Source organism: Polynucleobacter sp. JS-JIR-5-A7, assembly GCF_018687935.1.
In the GTDB taxonomy this organism is placed as follows: domain Bacteria; phylum Pseudomonadota; class Gammaproteobacteria; order Burkholderiales; family Burkholderiaceae; genus Polynucleobacter.
Map to the genome: position 1 here is coordinate 397,232 of NZ_CP061308.1, position 22,019 is coordinate 419,250.

Genomic DNA, 22,019 nt, shown 5'->3' on the forward strand with positions numbered 1-22,019 from the left:
ACCAATTAACTCTTGCCTGGAATCACAAAACCTGCATCACGCAACAAGCCTGTCAAAGCGATGAGTGGCAGACCGATTAGGGCGGTAGGGTCATCGCTCTGAATCGCCTCTAGAAGGCTGATGCCTAAGCCTTCAGACTTAGCACTACCGGCGCAGTCATAAGGTTCCTCTGCCAGCAAATAACTTTCTAATATTTCATCGGAAAGTTTACGAAACCTCACCTCAGTTAGAACACTTAAGGTGGTTTGTGAATCACCTTTCATTAAGCACAGCGCTGTATGAAAGGTCACTGTTTGACCGCGCATGAGTTGGAGTTGTGCCATCGCCCGTTCAAAATTACCTGGTTTACCAATCGCTGCGCCGCAGAGATCTGCCACTTGATCAGAGCCAATGACCCAAGCATGAGGATTTTGTTTGGCAATAGCTGCCGCTTTTGCCAGTGCAAGGCGCTGTGCTAAGTCGAGCGTGTTTTCACCGGTAAGGGGTGTTTCATCTACTTTAGGAGAGATCACCTCAAAGGGAATACGCAGGCGCTTTAAAAGCTCGCGGCGATACACCGAGGTGGATGCCAAGATGAGGGGGGGATTTTCGGGTGAATTTCTTTGGTTACTCATTGCTGCTGACTTTCGAAGATGCCTTGATTTAGACTGATGTCATGAATCGTAATCAAGTTTTACCTCAAGTCCAGTTATCTGCAGAACCTAATACTTTGAAGCGGGTGGATTTTTGTGCTCCCCAATCCTATAAAGGGGCTGGTTTTTTAAGCATCTCTGAGCTTCCCAGAGTGGCTGAGGAGGCGTCTACCGTAGTTTTGGGGGATGGCTTCCATTGGGACTTGGAGACGCATTTTGAGGATTCGCCAGGCAGCGAGCCTCGCCAAGTAATGGATTTGGGTTTAAAAGGGCGGCTTCACTTAGTTTGCCAACGTTGTTTACAGGATTGCGCGGTGGATTTGGCGGAAAAGCGGCGTTTTCTGCTGGTTGCTACTGAAGCTGAGGCTGACGATTACCCCCTCGAAGACGAGGAGCAGGAGCCCTTGGTGATTAGTCAGCAATTTAACGTCTTGGAAACTATCGAGGATGAGGTTTTACTCTCTATCCCCTTAATTCCAAAGCACCCTGAGGGCTTCTGTGAGCCTCATGTATCGGTTTTTGGAGATGAGGATGGCGATGAGGTCGCAGATAAACCAGAAAATCCCTTTAACATATTGAAAAATATGAAGAAAAACTGAAAATAGGGTTTTCAGTTAGCCTGTTGTTTTCGGTATGCTTCATTGATAAATCAAGCATTTAGGCGCTTTTCCATGCTAGAATGTCGCCTTGCTTAGGAGTCCAATATGGCCGTTCAACAAAACAAAAAATCACCTTCCAAACGTGGCATGCACCGTGCGCACGACTTTTTGACCGCACCTGCTACGGCTGTTGAAGCCACAACTGGTGAGGCTCATTTGCGCCACCACATTTCACCTAACGGCTACTATCGTGGTCGTAAAGTTGTTAAAACTAAAAACGACTAATTTTTTAGTCTAAACAGATAGAAGCGGCTCATTTAAAGCCGCTTTTTTCTTAGAAACATTACTGTAGCAATCCATCAGTTTATGAGCGTTACTCTTGCTATCGATGCCATGGGCGGAGATCATGGAGTCGTCGTGACGGTTCCTGCCGCCTGCGATTTTCTAGAAAAGCATGCTGATGCCAAGATTACCTTAGTGGGTGATCCAGAGTTGATCAAGCAAGTCTTGAGCAAATCTCCCAAAGCGCCAATGGAACGAATTCAAATTGTTCCCGCGAGTGAAGTGGTGTTGATGGACGATCCCATCGAGGTTGCTTTGCGTCGCAAAAAAGATTCATCGATGCGAGTTGCGATTGAGCAAGTAAAAGAAGGTCTTGCTGACGCTGTCATCTCCTCTGGCAACACTGGTGCATTGATGGCAATCTCTCGCTATATTTTAAAAACCCTTGAGGGGGTTGATCGTCCAGCGATTGCCACTGCCATCCCTAATGAATTAGGGCGTGGTACGACGATGCTCGATTTAGGCGCCAACGCTGACTGTGAGCCGATGCACTTGGTGCAATTTGCACAGATGGCCAATGTTATGGTTCAGGTAGTTGATGGCAAACAAAATCCTTCCATTGGTCTCCTGAATATCGGTGAAGAGGTGATTAAGGGTAATGATGTCGTTAAACAAACGAGTGAATTGCTGCGTCAGACGAATTTAAACTTTTACGGTAACGTAGAAGGGAATGATATTTTTAAAGGCACCACCGATATCGTGGTGTGCGATGGATTTGTAGGCAATGTAGTGCTGAAGGCTAGTGAAGGCTTGGCAAAAATGATGAGCGGCATGATTCGTGATGAATTCAATCGCTCTTTATTGACTAAGTTGATGGCCATTTGTGCCATGGTGCCACTGCTACGGGTGCGTAAGCGGGTTGATCATCGCCGCTATAACGGTGCTGTATTGTTGGGTCTTCGGGGTTGTGTGATTAAGAGCCATGGCTCTGCAGACCGTTTTGGATTTGGTTTTGCCTTAGATCGAGCATACGAAGCAGCTAAAAATCGCATGGTTGAACGTATTGCCGCAGCCTTTGTAGCGGAGACAAAAACATGAGTATTTTTGCAAGAGTCGCTGGTACTGGAAGCTATCTTCCGGAGCAGCGTTTAACCAATCAAGATTTAGTGGAACGTTTGGCTAAATCTGGTTTAGAGACTAGCGATGAGTGGATTACCACTCGTAGCGGTATTTCTGCGCGTCACTTTGCTGCAGAAAATGAACTCACGAGCGATCTCGCAGTAAAAGCAGCGCAAGCGGCATTAAGCAGTGCTGGCATTACTTCAGCAGATTTAGACCTCATCATTTTGTCAACCTCAACTCCTGATCACTTGGGCGGCTTCCCCAGTACAGCTTGTGTAGTACAAGACAAATTGGGTGTTCACAGTAACTGCGCTGCATTTGATGTACAGGCAGTTTGCGCCGGTTTTACTTATGCCATCGCAACGGCAGATGCGTTTATTCGTTGTGGCTCCTATAAAAAAGTGTTGGTCATCGGTGCGGAAACTTTCTCACGCATTTTGGACTTTCAAGATCGCGGCACGTGTGTGTTGTTTGGTGATGGTGCTGGCGCAGTAGTGCTCGAAGCTTCAAGTGAGCCTGGCATTTTGTCGACTGCTCTACATGCCGATGGCAGTCAGCGTGATATTTTGTGTGTGCCTGGGCGTGCTGGTAACGGTGCAGTGCATGGCTCACCATTTATGACCATGGATGGTCAAGCGGTATTTAAATTGGCAGTCAAAGTTCTAGAGCAAGTGGCTCATGAAGTTTTAGAAAAGGCGCATCTTAAGCCTGAGCAAATTGATTGGTTAGTTCCTCACCAAGCCAATATCCGCATCATGGAAGGTACTGCCAAAAAGATGGGCATGTCGATGGATAAAGTGATTGTGACTGTGCATGAGCACGGTAACACTTCGGCAGCCTCTATCCCATTGGCCTTGGATGCTGGTGTGCGTTCCGGTCAAATTCAGCGTGGTCAACATCTCTTATTAGAGGGTGTTGGCGGTGGTTTTGCTTGGGGCGCGGTGGCCTTGAAGTATTGATGCCGTACTCATGCGCGTTAATCCGTATTCCATCTCTTTTCATTGTTTTGTAAATTAATCTCATGACATTTGCATTCGTATTCCCTGGACAGGGTTCTCAATCAGTAGGTATGCTCAATTCCATCGCCGAGCGTCCTGAAGTGCGTGCAACCTTGCAAGAGGCTTCTGAAGCTTTGGGTGAAGATGTTGCGAATTTGATTGCTGAAGGTCCTGCAGAGGCGCTGTCATTAACTACCAATACCCAGCCTGTTATGTTGACTGCAGCGGTAGCCTTTTACCGTGCTTGGTTAGCGGCGGGAGGCCCTGCACCGAAGGTGATGGCAGGTCACAGCCTGGGCGAATACTCTGCATTAGTTGCTTCCGGCGTGATCTCATTTAAAGACGCAGTTCCCTTGGTACGTTTTCGTGCAGAAGCGATGCAATCTGCGGTTCCGGTTGGTACCGGCGGTATGGCAGCGATCCTTGGATTGGATGACGCAATAGTCATTCGGGTTTGCGCTGAAGCAAGCACTGCATCGGGTGGTGTAGTGGAGGCAGTCAATTTCAACGCACCCGGCCAAGTCGTGATTGCGGGTGCCAGCGCTGCCGTTACTAAAGCATGTGAATTACTTAAGGCTGCTGGTGCCAAGCGCGCCTTGCCACTTCCAGTGTCTGCACCATTTCATTCTTCTTTATTGCAACCAGCATCTGAAAAGCTCAAAGGCTACTTGGTGAACATCGAATTTAAAGTGCCAACAATTGCTGTCATTAACAACGTCGATGTCGAAATCTTGAATGACCCAGCGGCGATTAAAGACGCCTTGGTACGTCAAGCAGCGAAACCAGTCCGTTGGCAAGAAACTATTCAAGCAATGGCCGCACAAGGAATTACTCAGGTAGTGGAGTGTGGTCCAGGCAAAGTATTGGCAGGGCTTACTAAGCGAATTCATGATCAGGTGACTGGGGTGCCAGTATTTGATGAAGCTAGCTTGAACGAAGTTCTAGTAAGTTTCAAATAAAACCATCGACTCAGTAAAAATCAAGCGAAAGACAAATATGAATCTCGACTTAAGCGGACAAATTGCCCTGGTGACTGGCGCCTCGCGCGGTATTGGTCAGGCGATTGCAGATGAGTTGATGAAGTGTGGCGCCAAGGTCATTGGAACTGCGACATCCAGTGATGGCGCTAAAGCAATTGATGCACGTTTAAAGCCTTCCGGTGGTGCTGGTTTGGCATTGAATGTAACTGCACCAAATGCTTGCGAAGAAATCATCGATCACATTGTGAAAGAGTATGGTGGCATCAATATTTTGGTGAACAACGCTGGCATTACTCGCGATAACTTAGCAATGCGGATGAAGTCTGAAGAGTGGGTTGATGTGATTGATACCAACTTAAGCTCAGTGTTCCGTTTATCTCAAGCTGTTTTACGTCCCATGATGAAGGCTCGTGGTGGCCGCATTATCAACATTACCTCGATCGTTGGTCACATGGGTAATGCTGGACAGGCTAATTACGCCGCAGCAAAATCCGGTGTTTCTGGCATGACTCGTGCCCTCGCTCGTGAAATCGGCAGTCGTAATATCACTGTGAACTGTGTGGCACCGGGATTTATTGATACCGATATGACGCGCGCTTTGAGCGAAGATCAGCAAAATGCCCTAAAAGTGAACATTCCTTTGGCTCGTTTGGGTAGCCCAGAAGATGTTGCCCAGGCAGTGGCATTTTTGGCCTCCCCAGCAGCTGGATACATTACTGGGAATACCCTACACGTCAATGGCGGACTCTATTTGGCCTAACGGCAAAGCAAGGATTTGGTCATTTTTGGGTGGTTTTGCTAATTAAGCCCGCCATGCTGATAAAATCCTTCCATCGTTTTTTTACAACCCTTGGGGGACTTAATGGATAACATCGAACAACGCGTTAAGAAAATCGTCGCTGAGCAATTGGGCGTCGCTGAAGGAGATATCAAGAATGAATCTTCTTTTGTGAATGACCTGGGCGCTGACTCTCTTGACACTGTTGAGCTGGTTATGGCTTTGGAAGATGAATTCGGCATCGAAATTCCTGATGAGGAAGCTGAAAAAATCACCACAGTGCAGCTCGCGATCGACTTCGCTAAATCAAAAGCTCAGGGTTAAATCCCTAGCTTAGGTATTACTGTGTCAGCATCAAATGGCCGACGCCGGGTTGTAGTTACCGGCCTTGGTCTTATTTCACCTGTTGGTAATTCAGTTGATGTAGCTTGGTCTAACTTGCTTGCCGGCAAATCAGGCATCGCCACGATCACCAAGTTTGACCACACTCCACTAAGTGTTCATTTCGCTGGAGAGGTGAAAGATTTCAATGTCGAAGAATACGTCTCTGCCAAAGAGGCACGCCATATGGATACCTTTATCCATTACGGTATCGCCGCTGGTACGCAGGCGATTCGCGACAGCGGTCTAGAGATCAACGAGCAAAATGCCGAACGCATTGGCGTGATGGTCGGCTCTGGTATTGGCGGACTGCCAATGATTGAGGAAACGGGTGCCGAGTTACTGGCCCGCGGTCCTCGTCGCATTTCACCATTCTTTGTGCCAGGCTCAATCATTAATATGATTTCTGGACACCTCAGCATTTTGTTTGGTCTCAAAGGTCCAAACGTGGCTGCTGTTACTGCCTGTACAACTGGCTTGCACAGCATTGGCTTAGCTGCGCGTTTGATTCAGTATGGCGATGCGGATGTCATGGTTGCCGGTGGCGCTGAATCCACTATCTCTGCTTTAGGTGTTGGTGGTTTTGCATCTGCAAGAGCCCTCTCCACTCGTAATGATGATCCTGCAACTGCATCACGACCTTGGGATAAAGACCGCGATGGTTTTGTCCTTGGCGAAGGTGCTGGCGTAGTTGTGCTGGAAGAGTATGAGCATGCCAAGGCCCGGGGCGCAAAAATTTATTGTGAACTGCTTGGTTTTGGTATGAGCGGTGATGCGTATCACATGACCGCTCCCAATATGGATGGTCCACGTCGTTGCATGGTTAATGCCTTACGTGATGCCGGTTTAAATCCAGACCAAATTCAGTACTTAAATGCTCATGGCACTTCTACGCCCTTAGGTGACAAGAATGAAACCGAAGCCATCAAAGCGGCTTTGGGCGATCACGCTAAGAAGGCGCTGATCAATTCCACCAAGTCAATGACTGGTCACCTTTTGGGTGGTGCCGGTGGCTTAGAGTCAGTTTTCACTATCCTGGCCCTCCATAATCAGAAATCCCCACCCACTATCAATATCTTTAATCAAGATCCTGAGTGCGATTTGGACTACTGCGCCAATACCGCTAGGGATGTCAAGATTGATCATGCTGTTAAAAACAATTTTGGCTTTGGGGGTACTAACGGCACCTTGATTTTCGGCAAGTTGACCTAATATTCTCTTTATCTCCACTGTTGGTTTTCACCAAGTAGGTCTATAGCATTATGAAAAAGCACTTTATTGCGCTCCTGGCTATTTTGAGTCTGGGGCAGATGTCTTTTATGACACCGTCAATGGCTCAGAATCCTCGAGTTGCGATTCCTGATTTTGCCGACTTGGTTGAGCGCGCCAGCCCAGCGGTTGTCAATATTCGTACAACTGAAAAAGTCATGGTTCAGCAAGCTCAAGGCGGCATTCCCGGAATGCCAGAAGAACAAGCGGAATTCTTCCGCCGCTTTTTTGGCGTGCCGATGCCAGGAGTTCCTAACGGTCCTAAGCAGTCGCAGCCAAACTCCGGAAAGCCGCAAGAAGCAGATCGTGGCGTTGGTTCCGGTTTCATTATTGAATCCAATGGGTTGATTCTGACAAATGCGCACGTGGTTGAAGGTGCCACCACGATTTATGTCACCTTAACGGATAAGCGTGAGTTCAAGGCGAAATTATTGGGTATGGATAAACGTACCGATGTAGCGGTTGTCAAAATTGAAGCGCGTGATTTGCCAAGACTGCCTTTGGGTGATTCATCAAAGGTGCGAGTAGGCGAGTGGGTTCTTGCGATTGGCTCACCTTTCGGTTTGGAAAATACAGTAACTGCAGGCATTGTGTCTGCCAAGAGTCGTGATACGGGGGATTACTTACCCTTTATTCAAACTGACGTTGCCGTCAATCCCGGCAACTCTGGCGGCCCATTACTCAACACAGCCGGTCAAGTGATTGGTATTAACTCCCAGATCTTTAGTCGCTCTGGTGGTTATATGGGTATCTCTTTCGCCATTCCCATTGATGAAGCAATGCGAGTTGCAGATCAGTTACGAACTAACGGAAAAATGACTCGCGGTCGTATTGGTGTCGCCTTAAGTGAGATGACAAAAGACATTGCAGAGAGTTTGGGTTTAGGCAAACCTCGAGGTGCATACGTTCGTAACGTGGAGCCAAGTGGCCCAGCAGCAGCTGGTGGTATTGAAGCTGGCGACGTGATTTTAAGTTTCAATGGACGTGAGATTGCTAAATCAACCGATTTGCCTCGAGTCGTGGGTGATACAAAACCTGGTAGCTCTGTTCCAGTACAAGTTTGGCGCAAGGGTGCAGCGCGCGAATTAACAGTGACAGTGGCTGACACTGAGTCTGCAAAAGCTGTTAATAAGAAATCTGATGCGCCAACTGCAGATAGCAACAGTACAAATGTCTTTGGGGTGGCTGTAATCGATTTATCGGATACCAAAAAGAAGGATCTGAATCTGAAGGGTGGGGTAGAGGTCACTAGTCTAGGTGATGGCCCTCTAGCTAAGGCAGGGGTTCGACCAGGCGACGTCATTATTCGGGTGGCTGATACTGATATTACTGGGGTTAAGCAGTTTGAAGCCCTGGTTAAAGCCCTGGATGCCAATAAGGCTGTTCCAGTCTTTATTCGCCGTGCAGATAGCACTTTGGTGCTTCCGGTAAAGCCAAAATAAGCCCTTTTTAGGCTAAAAAATAGGGTTCGGCGTCTTAAGGGCGCCACCCATTACAATCCCTCTAAGACGACTTTTTGCAGCGCATCATTGTGGTGCGTTCTGACAAGGCGTTTTCTTGAATGACTTTTTAAGACGCTATGGATTTAATCCGCAATTTTTCTATCATCGCCCATATCGATCACGGCAAATCTACGCTTGCTGATCGTATTATCCAAATTTGTGGCGGTCTCTCTGATCGAGAAATGGAAGCCCAGGTTCTCGATTCAATGGACATTGAGCGTGAGCGAGGTATCACGATCAAGGCCCAAACGGCTGCTCTAAATTACAAAGCCAAAGACGGCAAGATTTATAACCTCAACCTCATTGATACCCCAGGTCACGTTGACTTCTCATACGAGGTGAGTCGCTCTTTATCGGCTTGTGAAGGTGCTTTGCTGGTGGTAGATGCAAGTCAGGGTGTTGAGGCGCAAACAGTAGCAAACTGTTACACCGCAATTGAGTTAGGCGTTGAAGTGGTACCGGTGCTCAATAAGATTGATTTGCCGCAGGCAGACCCTGAACGCGCTATTCAAGAAATTGAAGATGTGATTGGTATTGATGCAACTGATGCGGTAACTTGTTCTGCCAAGACCGGGATGGGTGTGCATGAAGTCATTGAAGAAATGATTCGTCGCGTTCCGCCACCCAAGGGTGATGCGAGTGCACCATTGCAATGCTTGATCATTGACTCTTGGTTTGATAATTATGTTGGTGTGGTGATGTTGGTGCGTGTAGTTAATGGCACCTTAAAACCCAAAGACAAAATTACTTTAATGGCCAATGGCTCAACCCATTTAGTTGAACACGTGGGCGTCTTTAGTCCAAAGTCAGTAGATCGCCCTGAGCTGAGTGCTGGTCAAGTCGGTTTTATCATCGCCGGCATCAAAGAGCTTAAAGCTGCAAAAGTAGGTGATACGGTGACCCATGCTGTAGGCCAACAAGGCCGCACACCTGCTACCGAGCCATTACCTGGTTTCAAGGAAGTGAAGTCACAAGTATTTGCTGGCCTCTATCCAGTAGAGGCGAGTGAGTACGATCAATTGCGTGAGTCACTGGAGAAACTGAAATTAAACGATGCATCACTTCTGTATGAGCCAGAGGTTTCACAAGCTTTAGGTTTTGGATTCCGCTGCGGATTCTTGGGTTTGCTCCATATGGAAATCGTCCAAGAGCGCTTGGAGCGCCAGTACGGCATGAACTTGATTACAACTGCGCCAACCGTGGTGTATCAGGTGCAGCAATCTGACGGCACGATCTTGATGGTAGATAACCCATCTAAGATGCCCGAGACCAGCAAGGTCGATACGATCATGGAACCGATTGTGACTGTCAATCTGTATATGCCACAGGAGTATGTAGGCTCAGTGATTACTCTATGCGTTGGCAAGCGCGGGATTCAGACGGGGATGAACTACTTAGGTCGTCAAGTGCAGCTCACTTATGAGTTGCCGATGGCTGAGATTGTGCTCGACTTCTTTGATCGTCTCAAATCAATCTCACGTGGCTATGCCTCGATGGATTATGAGTTCAAAGAATATCGCCCAGCCGATGTGGTCAAAGTGGATATCTTGATTAACGGTGATCGCGTAGATGCTTTGTCAGTCATTGTGCATAGAAGTAATAGTCAGCACCGCGGTCGTGAAGTGGTCTCCAAGATGCGCGGCATTATTCCGCGACAGATGTTTGATGTAGCTATTCAGGCGGCGATTGGTAGCAATATCGTTGCGCGTGAAAACGTCAAGGCCTTACGGAAGAATGTTTTGGCGAAGTGCTACGGTGGTGACATTTCTCGTAAGCGCAAGTTATTAGAGAAGCAAAAAGAAGGTAAGAAACGCATGAAGCAAGTGGGTAACGTTGAGATTCCGCAAGAAGCTTTCTTGGCGATTTTGCAGGTGGAGGATTAATGAACTTCGCTCTGATTCTTTTCATTTTGGTAATTGTTTCTGGCATTGCTTGGATTGCTGACAGGGTCTACTTTGCACCACAAAGAAAAGCAGCCGGTATTGATCGCATGCCATTATGGCTCGAGTACACCGCAGGCTTTTTCCCAGTCATTTGTGCAGTATTTGTATTGCGCTCTTTTATTGTTGAGCCATTCAAGATCCCTTCTGGCTCCATGATTCCGACATTGCAGATCGGCGATTTCATATTGGTGAATAAATTTACGTATGGCATTCGTTTGCCGGTGATTAATCAAAAAATTGTGGAGCTGGGCTCCCCTAAACGTGGGGATGTGGTGGTGTTCCGTTACCCTCGCGATGAGTCAGTGGACTATATCAAGCGAGTCGTTGCCTTACCGGGTGATGTGATTGCTTATGAAGATAAGCGCTTAACAATTAATGGCCAGCCTTTGCAATACAGCGGCGGCGAAGCCTATCTTGATCCCGAAAATATGCGTTACGCCAAACGTTATACAGAAGCTTTCCCAGCAGATTTAGGTGGCAATCGTCATGAGATTTTGAATGACCCTGATCGTCCTGCAGGGGCATTCCCCGCAGAGCGTTTTCCGGGTGCAGAGTTTTGCCAATACCAACCATCTGGTCTGACCTGCAAGGTGCCTGCAGGGCATTACTTTGCGATGGGTGATAACCGCGATAACAGTGCTGACTCTCGTTATTGGGGTTTTGTGCCTGATAAGAACATTGTTGGCAGGGCATTTTTTGTCTGGCTTAACCTAGGTAATCTAGGTCGTATTGGTGGTTTTGAGTAGTCGATCATGAACGCGCGCGCCGTTATCGAAACCGCACCACTTCAAGAGCGTCTGGGGTATACCTTTAAAAAGCCCGAACTCTTAAATCAAGCCTTGACTCATCGTAGTCATAGCAAGAAAAATAATGAGCGCTTAGAGTTTTTGGGTGACTCCATTCTGAATTGCGTGGTTGCTGATTTACTGTATGAGCGTTATTCCGATTTAGATGAGGGTGACCTCTCACGTGTGCGTGCAAATTTAGTCAAACAGCAAGCTTTGTATGAGATTGCCCAAACACTATCTCTATCAGATTACCTTCGCTTGGGCGAGGGTGAGCTCAAGAGTGGTGGCTTTCGCCGTCCATCCATTCTGGCAGATACCTTAGAGGCAGTGACGGGCGCGATCTTTTTGGATGGCGGTTTTGAAGCGGCAAAAGCGTGTTTGCGCAAACTCTATTCAATTATTCTGACGCAGGTTGATCCCAAAACTTTAGGTAAAGATGACAAAACACTGTTGCAAGAGTGTTTGCAAAGTTACCAGTTACCTTTGCCAACTTATAACGTGACAGGCACTAGTGGCGCTGCACACAATCAGCAATTTGAGGTGGAGTGTGTCATACCAAGCCTCAAGGTCTCAGTAAAAGGTGAGGGTGCATCCCGCCGCGCTGCTGAGCAGTCAGCCGCTAAAACCGCTTTGCTGGGAGTCTTAAAAGCCTTGCCACAAGAATCTCGCAAGCCCAAGAAAACTCGGTCGGCTAAGAAAAAAGCAGCCAAGAAAGAAGCGACTGAAGAGCAGTTAAATCTTAAGCTGAAGGGCTAATCGTGTTTAGATGCGGCACTATCGCCATTGTTGGGCGTCCCAATATGGGTAAGTCAACCTTGCTCAACGCATTAGTTGGACAAAAGATCAGTATTACTTCACGTAAGGCGCAGACAACCCGTCATCGGATATTGGGTATCCAGAATCGCGAGGAAGCACAGTTCATTTTTATTGATACGCCTGGTTTCCAGACACGTTTAATGAACACCCTTAATAAAGCATTGAATCGTACTGTTACTACCGCCTTACAAGATGTCAATGTCGCTTGCTTTGTAGTAGAGGCTGGTTACTTTGGCGAGGATGATAAAAAAGTATTAAAGCTGCTGCCAGATGATCTTCCAGTGCTGCTGGTCTTAAATAAATTGGACTTGTTCAATAGTCGCTTTCAGACTCCATCTGACCGGGATCAAGCCTTGCTCAACTTTATGAAAGAGATGTCTAAACCTTGGTGTGAATTAGGTGGGCACGAAGATCAAAAGTGTGAGTTTGCAGAAATCGTACCCATGAGTGCAAAGAGTCCGGGAGATATTGAAAGACTGTTAGATGTGCTTGAGGGTTATTTGCCTGAGGCTGAGGCTGTATACGATGGTGACACCATTACTGATCGTAGTGAGCGCTTCTTAGCGGCAGAAATTTTGCGTGAAAAGGTTTTCCGTTTTACTGGCGAAGAGTTACCTTACACCTCTACCGTAGTAATTGATCAATTCAAGATGGATGGCAAGATGCGCCGGATTGCTGCCACCATTTTGGTAGATCGCGATAGCCATAAAGCCATGATCATTGGGCAAAAGGGTGAGCGGCTGAAGAAGATTTCTACCGATGCTCGCATTGATATGGAAAAGCTCTTTGATGGCAAAGTCTTTTTGGAGACTTGGGTCAAAGTGAAGCGTGGTTGGGCAGATGATCGCGCTGAATTGCGGGCACAGGGTCTGGAATAAGCTCCTATGGCCTCGATTCGTGTTGCTGACGAGCCTGCTTTTGTATTGCACAGCATTCCCTATAAAGAGACTAGCTTAATTCTGGATGTCTTCACGCGGCAACATGGCCGCATGGCACTGATTGCTAAAGGTGCTAAACGTCCTCATTCAACACTACGTCCTGTGTTGCAACGCTTTCAGCCATTACTGGTTTCTTGGAGTGGTAAGTCTGAATTGCGCACGCTTACCAAGTCTGAGTGGGTGGGTGGTATGCCTTCTTTAGTCGGTGATGCACTGCTCTGCGGCTTTTACCTCAATGAACTACTCGTGAAGTTTTTAGCTCGTGAAGATGAATACGAAAAGCTTTACGATCGCTATGCTGAAACCATCAACGCTCTATCGAATCTTGAGTTTGAGTCGAAGGGCTTAGAAGAAATTCTGCGTCCTTTTGAGTTATCGCTGCTTCAAGAGACGGGCTACGCGGCTGCCTTAGATCGTTGCGTTGAAACCAATCAAATACCTGATGCCCAAACCCACTATGTTTACCAGCCAGAGCGAGGTGTGCGTCCTACCCAAGGTGACGATCCAGGCCACTGGCCAGTATTGAAGGGTCAATCTTTATTGGCAATTGCTGCTGGGGACTTTTCTGCTCCAGAGACGCTCTCTGAAAGTAAGCAGCTCATGCGTTTCCTTTTGGGCTTGCACTTGCAAGATCAAGTCTTGACGACCCGTCAAATTTTGATTGATTTGAAGAAAATCTAGTAATCTATTGACATGACTTCTCCGCACGCCTTAGAACTGGGCATCAATATTGACCACGTTGCCACCTTACGCAATGCGCGTGGCACGGTATATCCAGATCCCCTCAAGGCGGCGCAATTAGCCGAGGAGGCTGGCGCGGATTTAATCACTTTGCATTTGCGAGAGGATCGCCGCCATATTAAAGATGCTGATTTATTAGCAATACGCCCGCTTATTAAAACTCGGATGAACCTAGAGTGTGCAGTGACCCCTGAAATGCTCGATATTGCTTGTAAGGTAAAGCCACACGATGTTTGTTTGGTGCCCGAGAAGCGTGAGGAGGTCACTACTGAAGGTGGCTTAGATGTATTAGGGAAATTTGATGCAGTGAAGGCTGCTACCAAGCAGTTACAAGACGCCGGTATTCGGGTTTCTCTATTTATCGATCCTGAAGAAAAGCAAATACAGGCAGCAAAAGACGTTGGTGCTACTGTAGTGGAGTTGCACACAGGGCGTTATGCAGATTTATCTGGTTCTGAACAAGCAGTAGAATTAGAGCGCATTCGAAAGGCGGCGCAGTTCGGCAAGAGCATTGGACTCAGAGTCAATGCTGGCCATGGCTTGCATGAAGGTAATGTGATGCCTATAGCCGCTATTGCAGAATTATCCGAACTTAATATTGGCCATGCCATTGTGGCTGAGGCTTTATTTAAAGGTTGGCAAAATGCTATTGAGGATATGAAAGCCTTGATGGTAAGAGGTCGACATCAAGACCGTATCAAACCTCTCTGACTAGCAAACATTTGATGATCATCGGCATTGGTACTGACATTCTGCAGATTGGGCGCTTACAAGCTGCTTACGATCGTACTAATGGCCGCTTGGCAGAAAAGATTTTGGGTCCAGATGAGATGGCGGTCTTCAAACATCGTCTTGCCAGAAATCACAAACGCGGCATTGCATTTTTGGCCACCCGCTTTGCTGCTAAAGAGGCGTTCTCAAAAGCAATTGGTTTGGGAATGAGAATGCCAATGACTTGGCGCTCTCTCCAAACTTTAAATGAAGCTAGTGGGAAGCCAGTAACTAGTTATCTCGGGGCTTTGGCTCAATTTATGCAAGAGAAAAATTGGGAAGCTCACGTGACTGTGAGTGATGAGCAAGACATGGCGATTGCCCATGTCATCGTTACTCAGAAATAATTGAAGAATTGAATTAAAGATAAAACTGAGAAATTCTTAAGAGGAATACATGAGTAAAGCCACCATGAACCCCGGCCCAATTACCTTAGATGTGGTGGGCCAGGTCTTAAATGCGGAAGATCGCCGCAGGATCTTGCATCCTCTGACGGGTGGTGTGATTTTGTTTGGTAGGAACTTTGCTAATCGTCAGCAGCTGACTAAATTGACTGCTGATATTAAGAAATTACGCCCTGATGTCTTGATCTCGATTGACCATGAGGGTGGACGAGTACAGCGTTGCAAGACGGATGGGTTTACGCATCTTCCCGCGATGCGTAAGTTAGGTGAGCTTTGGGGTGCGAAAAGTAAATCAAGCCATGCCGCTGATTCTGCTGCGCTCGCCATGGCTGCCGCAACTGCCTGTGGATATGTATTGGCTGCAGAGCTTCGTGCGTGTGGTGTGGACTTTAGTTTTACCCCTGTCCTCGATTTGGATTTTGATCGCAGTGGTGTGATCGGTGATCGCTCATTCAGTCGTGATCCGCAAATCGTGTTTGCATTAGCCAAGAGTTTGAATGAAGGTTTACGGCTTGGTGGCATGGCCAACTGTGGCAAACACTTCCCAGGTCATGGCTGGGCAGAGGCAGACTCTCATGTAGCTATTCCAGTGGACGAGCGCTCACTTCAAGAAATTCTCAACGGTGATGCTAAGCCTTATGAGTGGCTGGACTTGAGTTTGGCAGCGGTGATGCCAGCCCATGTCATTTATCCGCAGGTGGATCAAAATCCTGCGGGCTTCTCAAAGATTTGGCTACATTCTATTCTTCGGCAAGAACTAGGATTTCAGGGGGTAATCTTTAGTGATGACCTTTCTATGGAGGGGGCGAGCGTTGCTGGATCAGTGGTGAAGGGGGCCGAAATGGCGCTAGACGCCGGTTGTGATGCCGTCTTAATTTGTAATCGCCCGGACTTGGCTGATCAGTTACTGAGCAAGCTAAAGGTTTCAAAGAAAAAAGCAGCAGAATCTGCCACGCGTTTAAATCGCTTGATGCCAGACTCGCTAGCCCTATCGTGGGATATGTTACAAAAAGAAGCAGAGTATCAACATGCTAAGGGCTTGCTTAAGCAGTTCAAATTGATCGCTTAAACTAAGTAGTAGTTAAGCCAAAAGCCCGGCATGCCGGGCTTTTGGTTGAGCGTTTGCTACGCAGTTTTTGCTTAGTTAGCGCGGCTACGGTATTCACCAGTACGAGTATCGATCTCGATCTTGTCCCCAGTGTTGCAGAACAATGGAACTTGCAATTCATAGCCAGTAGCCAGTTTTGCGTTCTTCAATACTTTGCCGGAGCTGGTATCGCCTTTCACTGCAGGTTCTGTGTAAATGATTTCACGAACGAGCGAGTTAGGCATTGCTACTGAGAGTGCTTTACCTTCGTAGAAAACTACTTCACAGGGCATGCTTTCTTCAAGATAGTTCAATGCATCACCCATGAACTCAGCTTCAACTTCATACTGGTTATAGTCGCCGTCCATGAAGACATACATTGGATCTGCAAAATAAGAATATGTGCAATCTTTCTTCTCGAGGATGACAACATCGAATTTGTCATCGGCTTTATAAACGCCTTCATTTGGCGCACCGGTTAACAAGTTCTTAAATTTCATTTTCACAACTGAAGAGTTGCGGCCAGAGCGGCTGTATTCGGCCTTTAAAACGACCATGGCATCGGTGCCAATCATAACGACGTTACCAACGCGGAGTTCTTGTGCTGTTTTCATCTTGCTATTCCTGGGTGCAGAGTAATTATTCTGCGGTTTTTATCAAAAACAAGATTGTAACCGCCCGCAAGCCTTTATTGCTTGGTCTTAGGCTACGAACCTTAATAGACGGGCTGCTAAGCCTCCATCCCCTTGGTTTTTGAGTAATTGGGTGCGCCATGCTTGAGAATGGGTATTCCAAGTATCGAGCATATGGAACCATTCGCTCGGCATTGCCCAAGTCATGGCTGCAATGGTTGCAAGACGTAATTCTTGATTAGCCATTTCAAGGTAGAGATCTAAAAAGGCGGCTAATTTGACTTCATGGGCGCGATCCTCTTGTGGGTATATGTGCCAAATAAATGGTTTGCCTGCTAATTGCGCGCGCACGAAAGAATCCTCACCACGAACGATATTGAAATCACATTGCGATAGTACCCAGTCAAATTCATCTTGCGATACAAAAGGCATGGAGATTAATTGCAGATTGGCAGGCAGTTGAATGGGCTTCTCTCCATAAAGATTTAGGAGCTCAGCATGACCATGCGTTAGTAAGACATCGATATTCTCACCTAGCGAGCCAAGATCTTCTAGCCACTTGCGCAAAGGCGCTCCTGGGTAGCAAAAGATGCTAATGCGTTTTGTATCACTTCGCAGCTTAGACCACGCCCCCTGTAAGTCATACGGAATTTTGTTGGCAACAGATATACCTTCTGGTGGCACAGGGTCAACCAATATTCCGCCGACTTCATCCTGAAATCCCGGGAAGAAAAAATACTTAGGTATGCCATGGGATTGTGGTGATGCTTTTGCATGAAAGTCGGTAATCCAGGGTTCAGCGCTGAGATATTCAAGATTGATGATGATGGGCTTGATGGGGGCAATAAATACACCAGCAAGATAACGCTCAGGCAATTCACAGCCAAAAGCCTCGATGATGACATCGGGAGTTTGTACAGGATGCCTTGCATTACTAAAGCTTGCTTCCCAAGGTTGAAGATCTATTTTTTGCTTAATTACAGGATCTACGCCAGAAGCGAGTAAATTGAGGGTTGGTAGGTCATCGCAAAAAATGCGTATCTCTTGGCCATGAAGGCTTGATAAGCTTCGGGCTAGACGCCAGCAAACACCGGCATCACCATAGTTGTCTACGATTTGGCAGAAAATATCCCAACGCATGAGTAATTCGCTTTTTGAAACCCTTCAGCAGGATGTTAAACGGCTACCCGAATTGCCGGGGGTATATCGCTTCTTTGATGAGGCGGGGAACATCTTATATGTCGGCAAAGCTCGCAATCTTAAGAAGCGTGTAACTAGTTATTTTCAAAGCAAACAGTTGTCACCGCGAATAGCGTTGATGGTAGGGAAAATCGCTCGCTATGAAACAACAGTAACACGGACAGAAACTGAAGCCCTCATTTTAGAGAACAATCTCATCAAAGAGTTGGCTCCGCCATTCAATATCTTGTTTCGGGATGATAAGTCCTACCCATATGTGATGTTAACGGGGCATCAATTCCCGCGCTTGGCTTCTTATCGTGGCAAGGTGGATAAACGCAATCATTACTTTGGCCCTTTTCCCAATAGCTGGGCAGTGCGTAATAGTGTGCAAATTTTGCAGAAAGTCTTTCGCTTGAGGACTTGTGAAGATTCCGTTTTTAAGAATCGCAGCCGCCCCTGTCTCTTGCATCAGATTCATCGTTGTAGTGCTCCCTGTGTGGGTCGCCTTAGTGTCGAGCAATATGGTCAAGACGTGGCGCAAGCAACGCGATTTTTAGAGGGCGACCATAGTCGGGTACTTGCGGAGCTGGAAAAGGAAATGCATGCGCATAGCGACGCCATGGAATTCGAAATGGCTGCAGTACTACGTGATCGGATTGCCGATCTTTCTAGCGTTCTGCAACAACAGGCAATGGATACCGTTGCCGAAGGTGAGGGCGATGTTGACATCATTGCTGTCGCACAAATGGAAGGTATGGTTTGTGTGAACCTCGCCATGGTGCGTGGTGGGCGTCATCTGGGCGACAGACCTTATTTCCCTAAAGGTTTGCGCACTGCCTCTGGAGAACTTCCGCCCCCTGCAGAAATATTAGAAGCCTTTATTGCTCAGCATTATTTAGAGGATGTCGCTAGCGAGAGTGCGGCCAGCGCAACGGTCAATTTAATACCACCTGTTTTGGTCTTGAATCACCCTCTGCAATCCTTAAGCGACGATGTCAGCCAATCTAATGAAGCACCTCCCGAAGATCTGCACGATTTATTAAATGCACAAGCCGGTAAAAAAATTACCTTCTTACATCAACCCCAAGGTCAACGTCGTCATTGGTTAGCGATGGCCGAAGGTAACGCCAAGATCGCTTTAACGAAACGCTTAGTTGAAACCGGTGGGCAGTTAGCTAGAGCAAGGGCTTTGGTTGATATTTTAGGTTTGGATCTCGAGGGTCTAGAGCATTTGCGAATTGAATGTTTTGACATCAGCCATACCTCAGGTGAAGCAACTCAAGCTTCGTGCGTGGTGTATGCGAAGAATGCCATGCAATCAGGCGAGTATCGACGTTTCAATATCAATGACATTACACCGGGTGATGACTATGCAGCGATGCGTCAAGTTTTGCAAAGGCGTTATGCCAACTTCCAAGAACTTCCTCCAGAAAAAATGCCTCAGGTCATTTTGATTGATGGTGGTAAAGGGCAAGTAGAGATGGCAAGGCAGGTGCTTTCAGAATTCGGTATGGATGTGGGCTTGATTGTGGGTGTTGCCAAAGGAGAGGGTCGCAAAGTTGGCTTAGAAACACTGATTTTTGCAGATGACCGCGAATCCTTAGAGCTAGGTATTGATAGCGCCGCACTTTTGCTAGTTGCACAGATTCGAGATGAGGCGCATCGTTTTGCCATTACCGGCATGCGCGCTAAGCGAGCTAAGGCAAGAACAGTTTCTCGTTTGGAGGAGATTGAAGGTATTGGTGCTAAGCGACGCCAAAAGCTGTTGGCTCGTTTTGGCGGTCTCAAGGGCGTGGCCAATGCCAGCATAGAAGAAATTGCTAGCGTAGAAGGGGTGTCACTCACCTTGGCAGAGCAAATTTACCGCCAATTACACTAGCGGTTTCCCGCCATATTTAGTTTATGCTTATCTAATGCCGTTCAATCTCCCCATTGCCCTTACCTGGTTGCGTGTTGCAGCAATTCCATTGCTGGTGGCAATTTTCTATCTTCCGAGTGATTGGTTTACGCCATTTGAGAAGAACTTGATTGCAGCAATTATCTTTATCTCAGCGGCAATTACTGATTGGTTGGATGGATTTCTTGCGCGCCGTTTAAAACAAGAATCTGCCTTTGGCCAGTTCTTGGATCCAGTTGCCGATAAATTAATTGTTGCGGCGGCATTACTTGTTCTTTTGAATATGGATCGTGTTCAGGTATGGGTTGCCTTAGTGATCATTGGTCGAGAAATCACGATCTCTGCTTTGCGAGAATGGATGGCTTTGTTGGGTGCTGGCAAGAGCGTTGCGGTGCATATGGTTGGTAAATTAAAAACAACTGCTCAATTGGTGGCAATTCCTTTTTTGCTGCTCAATGACACTTTGTTTGGGTGGTTAGATTGCGCCAGAGTCGGAACTTGGCTCATTTGGGTTGCGGCATTCTTGACGCTTTGGTCGATGTTTTATTACTTGAAAAAAGCCCTGCCGCAACTTGCAGGAAAAATCGACTAATTCCATCTAGACACCACCTGGTATAGCTTTGCGGGTAGGATAAATTCTGAGACTCTGCTGGATCACTTGGAATAATGCTTTCTTTTTGATTGTTTGTTAAACTATCGCCCTGTTATGCGGGAATAGCTCAGCTGGTAGAGCGATACCTTGCCAAGGTATAGGTCGGGAGTTCGAACCTCCTTTCCCGCTCCAAGTTCGATGGGAAGCCCTCAAAAGCTTCCCATTTTTGATTCAGGCATATGGCGCGTTGGCCGAGTGGTTAGGCAGGAGCCTGCAAAGCTTCGTACGGGGGTTCGATTCCCTCACGCGCCTCCAGTAATTTCGCTTGACGAAATAGGCGGAGCACATAAAATACTTTCAGTCTGTTCCAGAAAGCACTTTTTAAAGCGAAAAATGATCAAAATTCATACTCTTAAATTGAGCGCCCTCACATTGTTCATGACAGCATTGCTGGCTGCTTGCGCTAGCTCTGGCGACTCACCAACTGGAACGCAACAGGAAGTGCAAGAAGTTCAGACTCAGCTCTTGGGCGATATGCCTTTGCCTGCCGCATCAAAAATTATTGGCGGAGAGTCGTTGATTATTGGCCGTGGTGATAACTGGGTAGGTCGTGTTATTCTGTCTGGCGTGCAAACCCCAACTGATATTTATGCCTTCTTCCAGTCAGAATACCCTCGAGCCGGTTGGACAACAGTCAGTGCAGTAAAGTCTAAAACCAGCATTTTGGTCTTTACTAAAGGTGATCGCACTGCTACCGTCGAGTTAAATGAAGGTCCTTTGACTGGACCAAAAACCTTGATTACGATTACTTCATCTCCAAAGAACGCCAATGTCGTGGCGCCAAGTAAGCGGTAGTCAAGCAGTAAGCAGTCAGTAAGAAATCTGCAGGAAATAAAAAGGCCTCCACTGGAGGCCTTTTCTTATGGGGGAATTGGCTTACAAGCCTTCAGCCCTGATGAGGCCTACCGCTTGACCTTCAATTGCGAAGTTCGGTTGACGACTATCGACCACAATATTTTTGAAGTCTGGATTTTCTGCTTGCAACTCAATCACCATGCCGTTAGCTGTTTTCTTTTGTTGCCAGCGCTTGACGGTGACTTCATCATCAAGACGTGCAACAACGATATCGCCGTTACGTACTTCGGTAGTTTTTCTGACAGCTAAATAGTCGCCATCCAAAATGCCCGCATCGCGCATGCTCATCCCTTTTACTTTTAATAAGTAATCAGCGCCTTTGCTAAATAAACTTGGATCAATTGGGACTTGTTTCTCAATGTGCTCAACTGCCATGATCGGTGAACCTGCAGCAACGCGACCAATGAGTGGAAGCGTGAGTTGCTGTAATGCGCCAGATGGTAATGACAATTGACGATATTTGTTTGAGTGTTGTGCTTGATGAAAGCGTTGGGGGATACGAATACCGCGCGATGTTCCTGGCGTTAGTTCAATATAGCCTTTTTTTGCGAGTGCGCGAAGATGCTCTTCAGCAGCATTTGCAGATGCAAATCCTAATTGCGTGGCAATCTCTGCGCGAGTCGGCGGCAAACCACTCTCATCAATTGCTTTGGTGATCAGTTCCAATATCTCACTCTGGCGTGCAGTGAGTTTGGGGAGGGCAGTTAGCTCCTCTAGATAATCGACTGTATTTATGTCCATACTGGGATTGTATACAGCACTTTTTGATA

General features: G+C 47.1%; 24 protein-coding genes and 2 tRNA genes. 22 read left to right on the forward strand and 4 right to left on the reverse strand.

Annotated features, from left to right (window positions below; genetic code table 11):
• Positions 1 to 5: 5 nt before the first annotated feature.
• Positions 6 to 614 carry a Maf family nucleotide pyrophosphatase gene (locus AOC29_RS02115; protein WP_215296413.1) on the reverse strand — a complete coding sequence of 203 codons (609 nt, stop codon included), beginning with the start codon at positions 612 to 614 and terminating at the stop codon, positions 6 to 8.
• Between the two features lie 41 nt (positions 615 to 655).
• On the opposite strand from AOC29_RS02115, the gene AOC29_RS02120 reads away from it, so the two are divergent.
• The 17 genes from AOC29_RS02120 to nagZ all read left to right on the forward strand — a co-directional run bounded on the left by AOC29_RS02120 (position 656) and on the right by nagZ (position 16,013).
• Positions 656 to 1,231, forward strand: a complete 576-nt coding sequence (locus AOC29_RS02120) for a DUF177 domain-containing protein (RefSeq protein ID WP_215296414.1) — start codon at positions 656 to 658, stop codon at positions 1,229 to 1,231.
• A gap of 105 nt (positions 1,232 to 1,336) precedes the next feature.
• Positions 1,337 to 1,516 (forward strand): 50S ribosomal protein L32, encoded by a 180-nt coding sequence (gene rpmF / locus AOC29_RS02125; protein WP_011902241.1) that lies wholly within the window; start codon positions 1,337 to 1,339, stop codon positions 1,514 to 1,516.
• Positions 1,517 to 1,597: 81 nt separating this feature from the next.
• Positions 1,598 to 2,611 carry a phosphate acyltransferase PlsX gene (gene plsX / locus AOC29_RS02130; protein WP_215296415.1) on the forward strand — a complete coding sequence of 338 codons (1,014 nt, stop codon included), beginning with the start codon at positions 1,598 to 1,600 and terminating at the stop codon, positions 2,609 to 2,611.
• Positions 2,608 to 3,594, forward strand: a complete 987-nt coding sequence (locus AOC29_RS02135; RefSeq protein WP_215296416.1) for a beta-ketoacyl-ACP synthase III — start codon at positions 2,608 to 2,610, stop codon at positions 3,592 to 3,594. Before plsX ends, AOC29_RS02135 begins: the two co-directional genes overlap by 4 nt.
• Before the next feature lie 62 nt (positions 3,595 to 3,656).
• Entirely contained in the window at positions 3,657 to 4,592 is a 936-nt protein-coding gene (gene fabD / locus AOC29_RS02140; RefSeq protein WP_215296417.1) for an ACP S-malonyltransferase, read from the forward strand.
• 37 nt (positions 4,593 to 4,629) lie between these two features.
• A complete protein-coding gene (gene fabG, locus AOC29_RS02145) occupies positions 4,630 to 5,373 on the forward strand; it encodes a 3-oxoacyl-ACP reductase FabG (RefSeq protein WP_215296418.1) in 744 nt (247 codons plus the stop codon).
• 102 nt (positions 5,374 to 5,475) lie between these two features.
• Positions 5,476 to 5,715: an acyl carrier protein gene (acpP, locus tag AOC29_RS02150; protein ID WP_028819177.1), complete on the forward strand. Its 240-nt coding sequence runs from the start codon at positions 5,476 to 5,478 to the stop codon at positions 5,713 to 5,715.
• Between the two features lie 21 nt (positions 5,716 to 5,736).
• On the forward strand, positions 5,737 to 6,984 hold the full coding sequence (gene fabF / locus AOC29_RS02155; RefSeq protein WP_215296419.1) for a beta-ketoacyl-ACP synthase II: 1,248 nt from the start codon (positions 5,737 to 5,739) through the stop codon (positions 6,982 to 6,984).
• 50 nt (positions 6,985 to 7,034) lie between these two features.
• Complete coding sequence (locus AOC29_RS02160; RefSeq protein ID WP_215296420.1) at positions 7,035 to 8,483, forward strand: DegQ family serine endoprotease; 1,449 nt, start codon at positions 7,035 to 7,037, stop codon at positions 8,481 to 8,483.
• A gap of 137 nt (positions 8,484 to 8,620) precedes the next feature.
• A complete protein-coding gene (gene lepA / locus AOC29_RS02165) occupies positions 8,621 to 10,426 on the forward strand; it encodes a translation elongation factor 4 (protein WP_215296421.1) in 1,806 nt (601 codons plus the stop codon).
• Complete coding sequence (gene lepB, locus AOC29_RS02170) at positions 10,426 to 11,232, forward strand: signal peptidase I (RefSeq protein WP_215296422.1); 807 nt, start codon at positions 10,426 to 10,428, stop codon at positions 11,230 to 11,232. The genes lepA and lepB overlap by 1 nt, the downstream gene beginning before the upstream one ends.
• A gap of 6 nt (positions 11,233 to 11,238) precedes the next feature.
• A complete protein-coding gene (gene rnc / locus AOC29_RS02175; RefSeq protein WP_215296423.1) occupies positions 11,239 to 12,030 on the forward strand; it encodes a ribonuclease III in 792 nt (263 codons plus the stop codon).
• 44 nt (positions 12,031 to 12,074) lie between these two features.
• Positions 12,075 to 12,968 (forward strand): GTPase Era, encoded by an 894-nt coding sequence (era, locus tag AOC29_RS02180; RefSeq protein ID WP_251370088.1) that lies wholly within the window; start codon positions 12,075 to 12,077, stop codon positions 12,966 to 12,968.
• Positions 12,969 to 12,974: 6 nt separating this feature from the next.
• Positions 12,975 to 13,709: a DNA repair protein RecO gene (recO, locus tag AOC29_RS02185; RefSeq protein WP_215296425.1), complete on the forward strand. Its 735-nt coding sequence runs from the start codon at positions 12,975 to 12,977 to the stop codon at positions 13,707 to 13,709.
• Positions 13,710 to 13,721: 12 nt separating this feature from the next.
• A complete protein-coding gene (gene pdxJ, locus AOC29_RS02190) occupies positions 13,722 to 14,480 on the forward strand; it encodes a pyridoxine 5'-phosphate synthase (protein WP_215296426.1) in 759 nt (252 codons plus the stop codon).
• A gap of 14 nt (positions 14,481 to 14,494) precedes the next feature.
• Positions 14,495 to 14,887 carry a holo-ACP synthase gene (gene acpS, locus AOC29_RS02195; RefSeq protein ID WP_215296427.1) on the forward strand — a complete coding sequence of 131 codons (393 nt, stop codon included), beginning with the start codon at positions 14,495 to 14,497 and terminating at the stop codon, positions 14,885 to 14,887.
• 49 nt (positions 14,888 to 14,936) lie between these two features.
• On the forward strand, positions 14,937 to 16,013 hold the full coding sequence (nagZ, locus tag AOC29_RS02200) for a beta-N-acetylhexosaminidase (RefSeq protein ID WP_215296428.1): 1,077 nt from the start codon (positions 14,937 to 14,939) through the stop codon (positions 16,011 to 16,013).
• A gap of 71 nt (positions 16,014 to 16,084) precedes the next feature.
• Here the strand turns inward: nagZ and efp are convergent, their stop codons facing one another.
• Positions 16,085 to 16,645 (reverse strand): elongation factor P, encoded by a 561-nt coding sequence (gene efp / locus AOC29_RS02205; protein ID WP_215296429.1) that lies wholly within the window; start codon positions 16,643 to 16,645, stop codon positions 16,085 to 16,087.
• Positions 16,646 to 16,732: 87 nt separating this feature from the next.
• A complete protein-coding gene (gene earP, locus AOC29_RS02210; RefSeq protein WP_215296430.1) occupies positions 16,733 to 17,803 on the reverse strand; it encodes an elongation factor P maturation arginine rhamnosyltransferase EarP in 1,071 nt (356 codons plus the stop codon).
• Here earP and uvrC point away from each other — a divergent pair.
• The 5 genes from uvrC to AOC29_RS02235 all read left to right on the forward strand — a co-directional run bounded on the left by uvrC (position 17,802) and on the right by AOC29_RS02235 (position 21,189).
• On the forward strand, positions 17,802 to 19,724 hold the full coding sequence (uvrC, locus tag AOC29_RS02215) for an excinuclease ABC subunit UvrC (protein ID WP_215296431.1): 1,923 nt from the start codon (positions 17,802 to 17,804) through the stop codon (positions 19,722 to 19,724). The genes earP and uvrC overlap by 2 nt on opposite strands.
• Before the next feature lie 34 nt (positions 19,725 to 19,758).
• Positions 19,759 to 20,334 carry a CDP-diacylglycerol--glycerol-3-phosphate 3-phosphatidyltransferase gene (gene pgsA, locus AOC29_RS02220; RefSeq protein WP_215296432.1) on the forward strand — a complete coding sequence of 192 codons (576 nt, stop codon included), beginning with the start codon at positions 19,759 to 19,761 and terminating at the stop codon, positions 20,332 to 20,334.
• A gap of 116 nt (positions 20,335 to 20,450) precedes the next feature.
• A tRNA-Gly gene (locus AOC29_RS02225) sits at positions 20,451 to 20,526 on the forward strand.
• A 49-nt stretch (positions 20,527 to 20,575) separates the two neighbouring features.
• Positions 20,576 to 20,649 (forward strand) — tRNA-Cys (locus tag AOC29_RS02230).
• Between the two features lie 78 nt (positions 20,650 to 20,727).
• Positions 20,728 to 21,189 (forward strand): hypothetical protein, encoded by a 462-nt coding sequence (locus AOC29_RS02235; RefSeq protein ID WP_215296433.1) that lies wholly within the window; start codon positions 20,728 to 20,730, stop codon positions 21,187 to 21,189.
• 81 nt (positions 21,190 to 21,270) lie between these two features.
• On the opposite strand, the gene lexA is transcribed toward AOC29_RS02235, so the two are convergent.
• On the reverse strand, positions 21,271 to 21,990 hold the full coding sequence (gene lexA, locus AOC29_RS02240) for a transcriptional repressor LexA (RefSeq protein WP_215296434.1): 720 nt from the start codon (positions 21,988 to 21,990) through the stop codon (positions 21,271 to 21,273).
• Between the last annotated feature and the right edge of the window lie 29 nt (positions 21,991 to 22,019).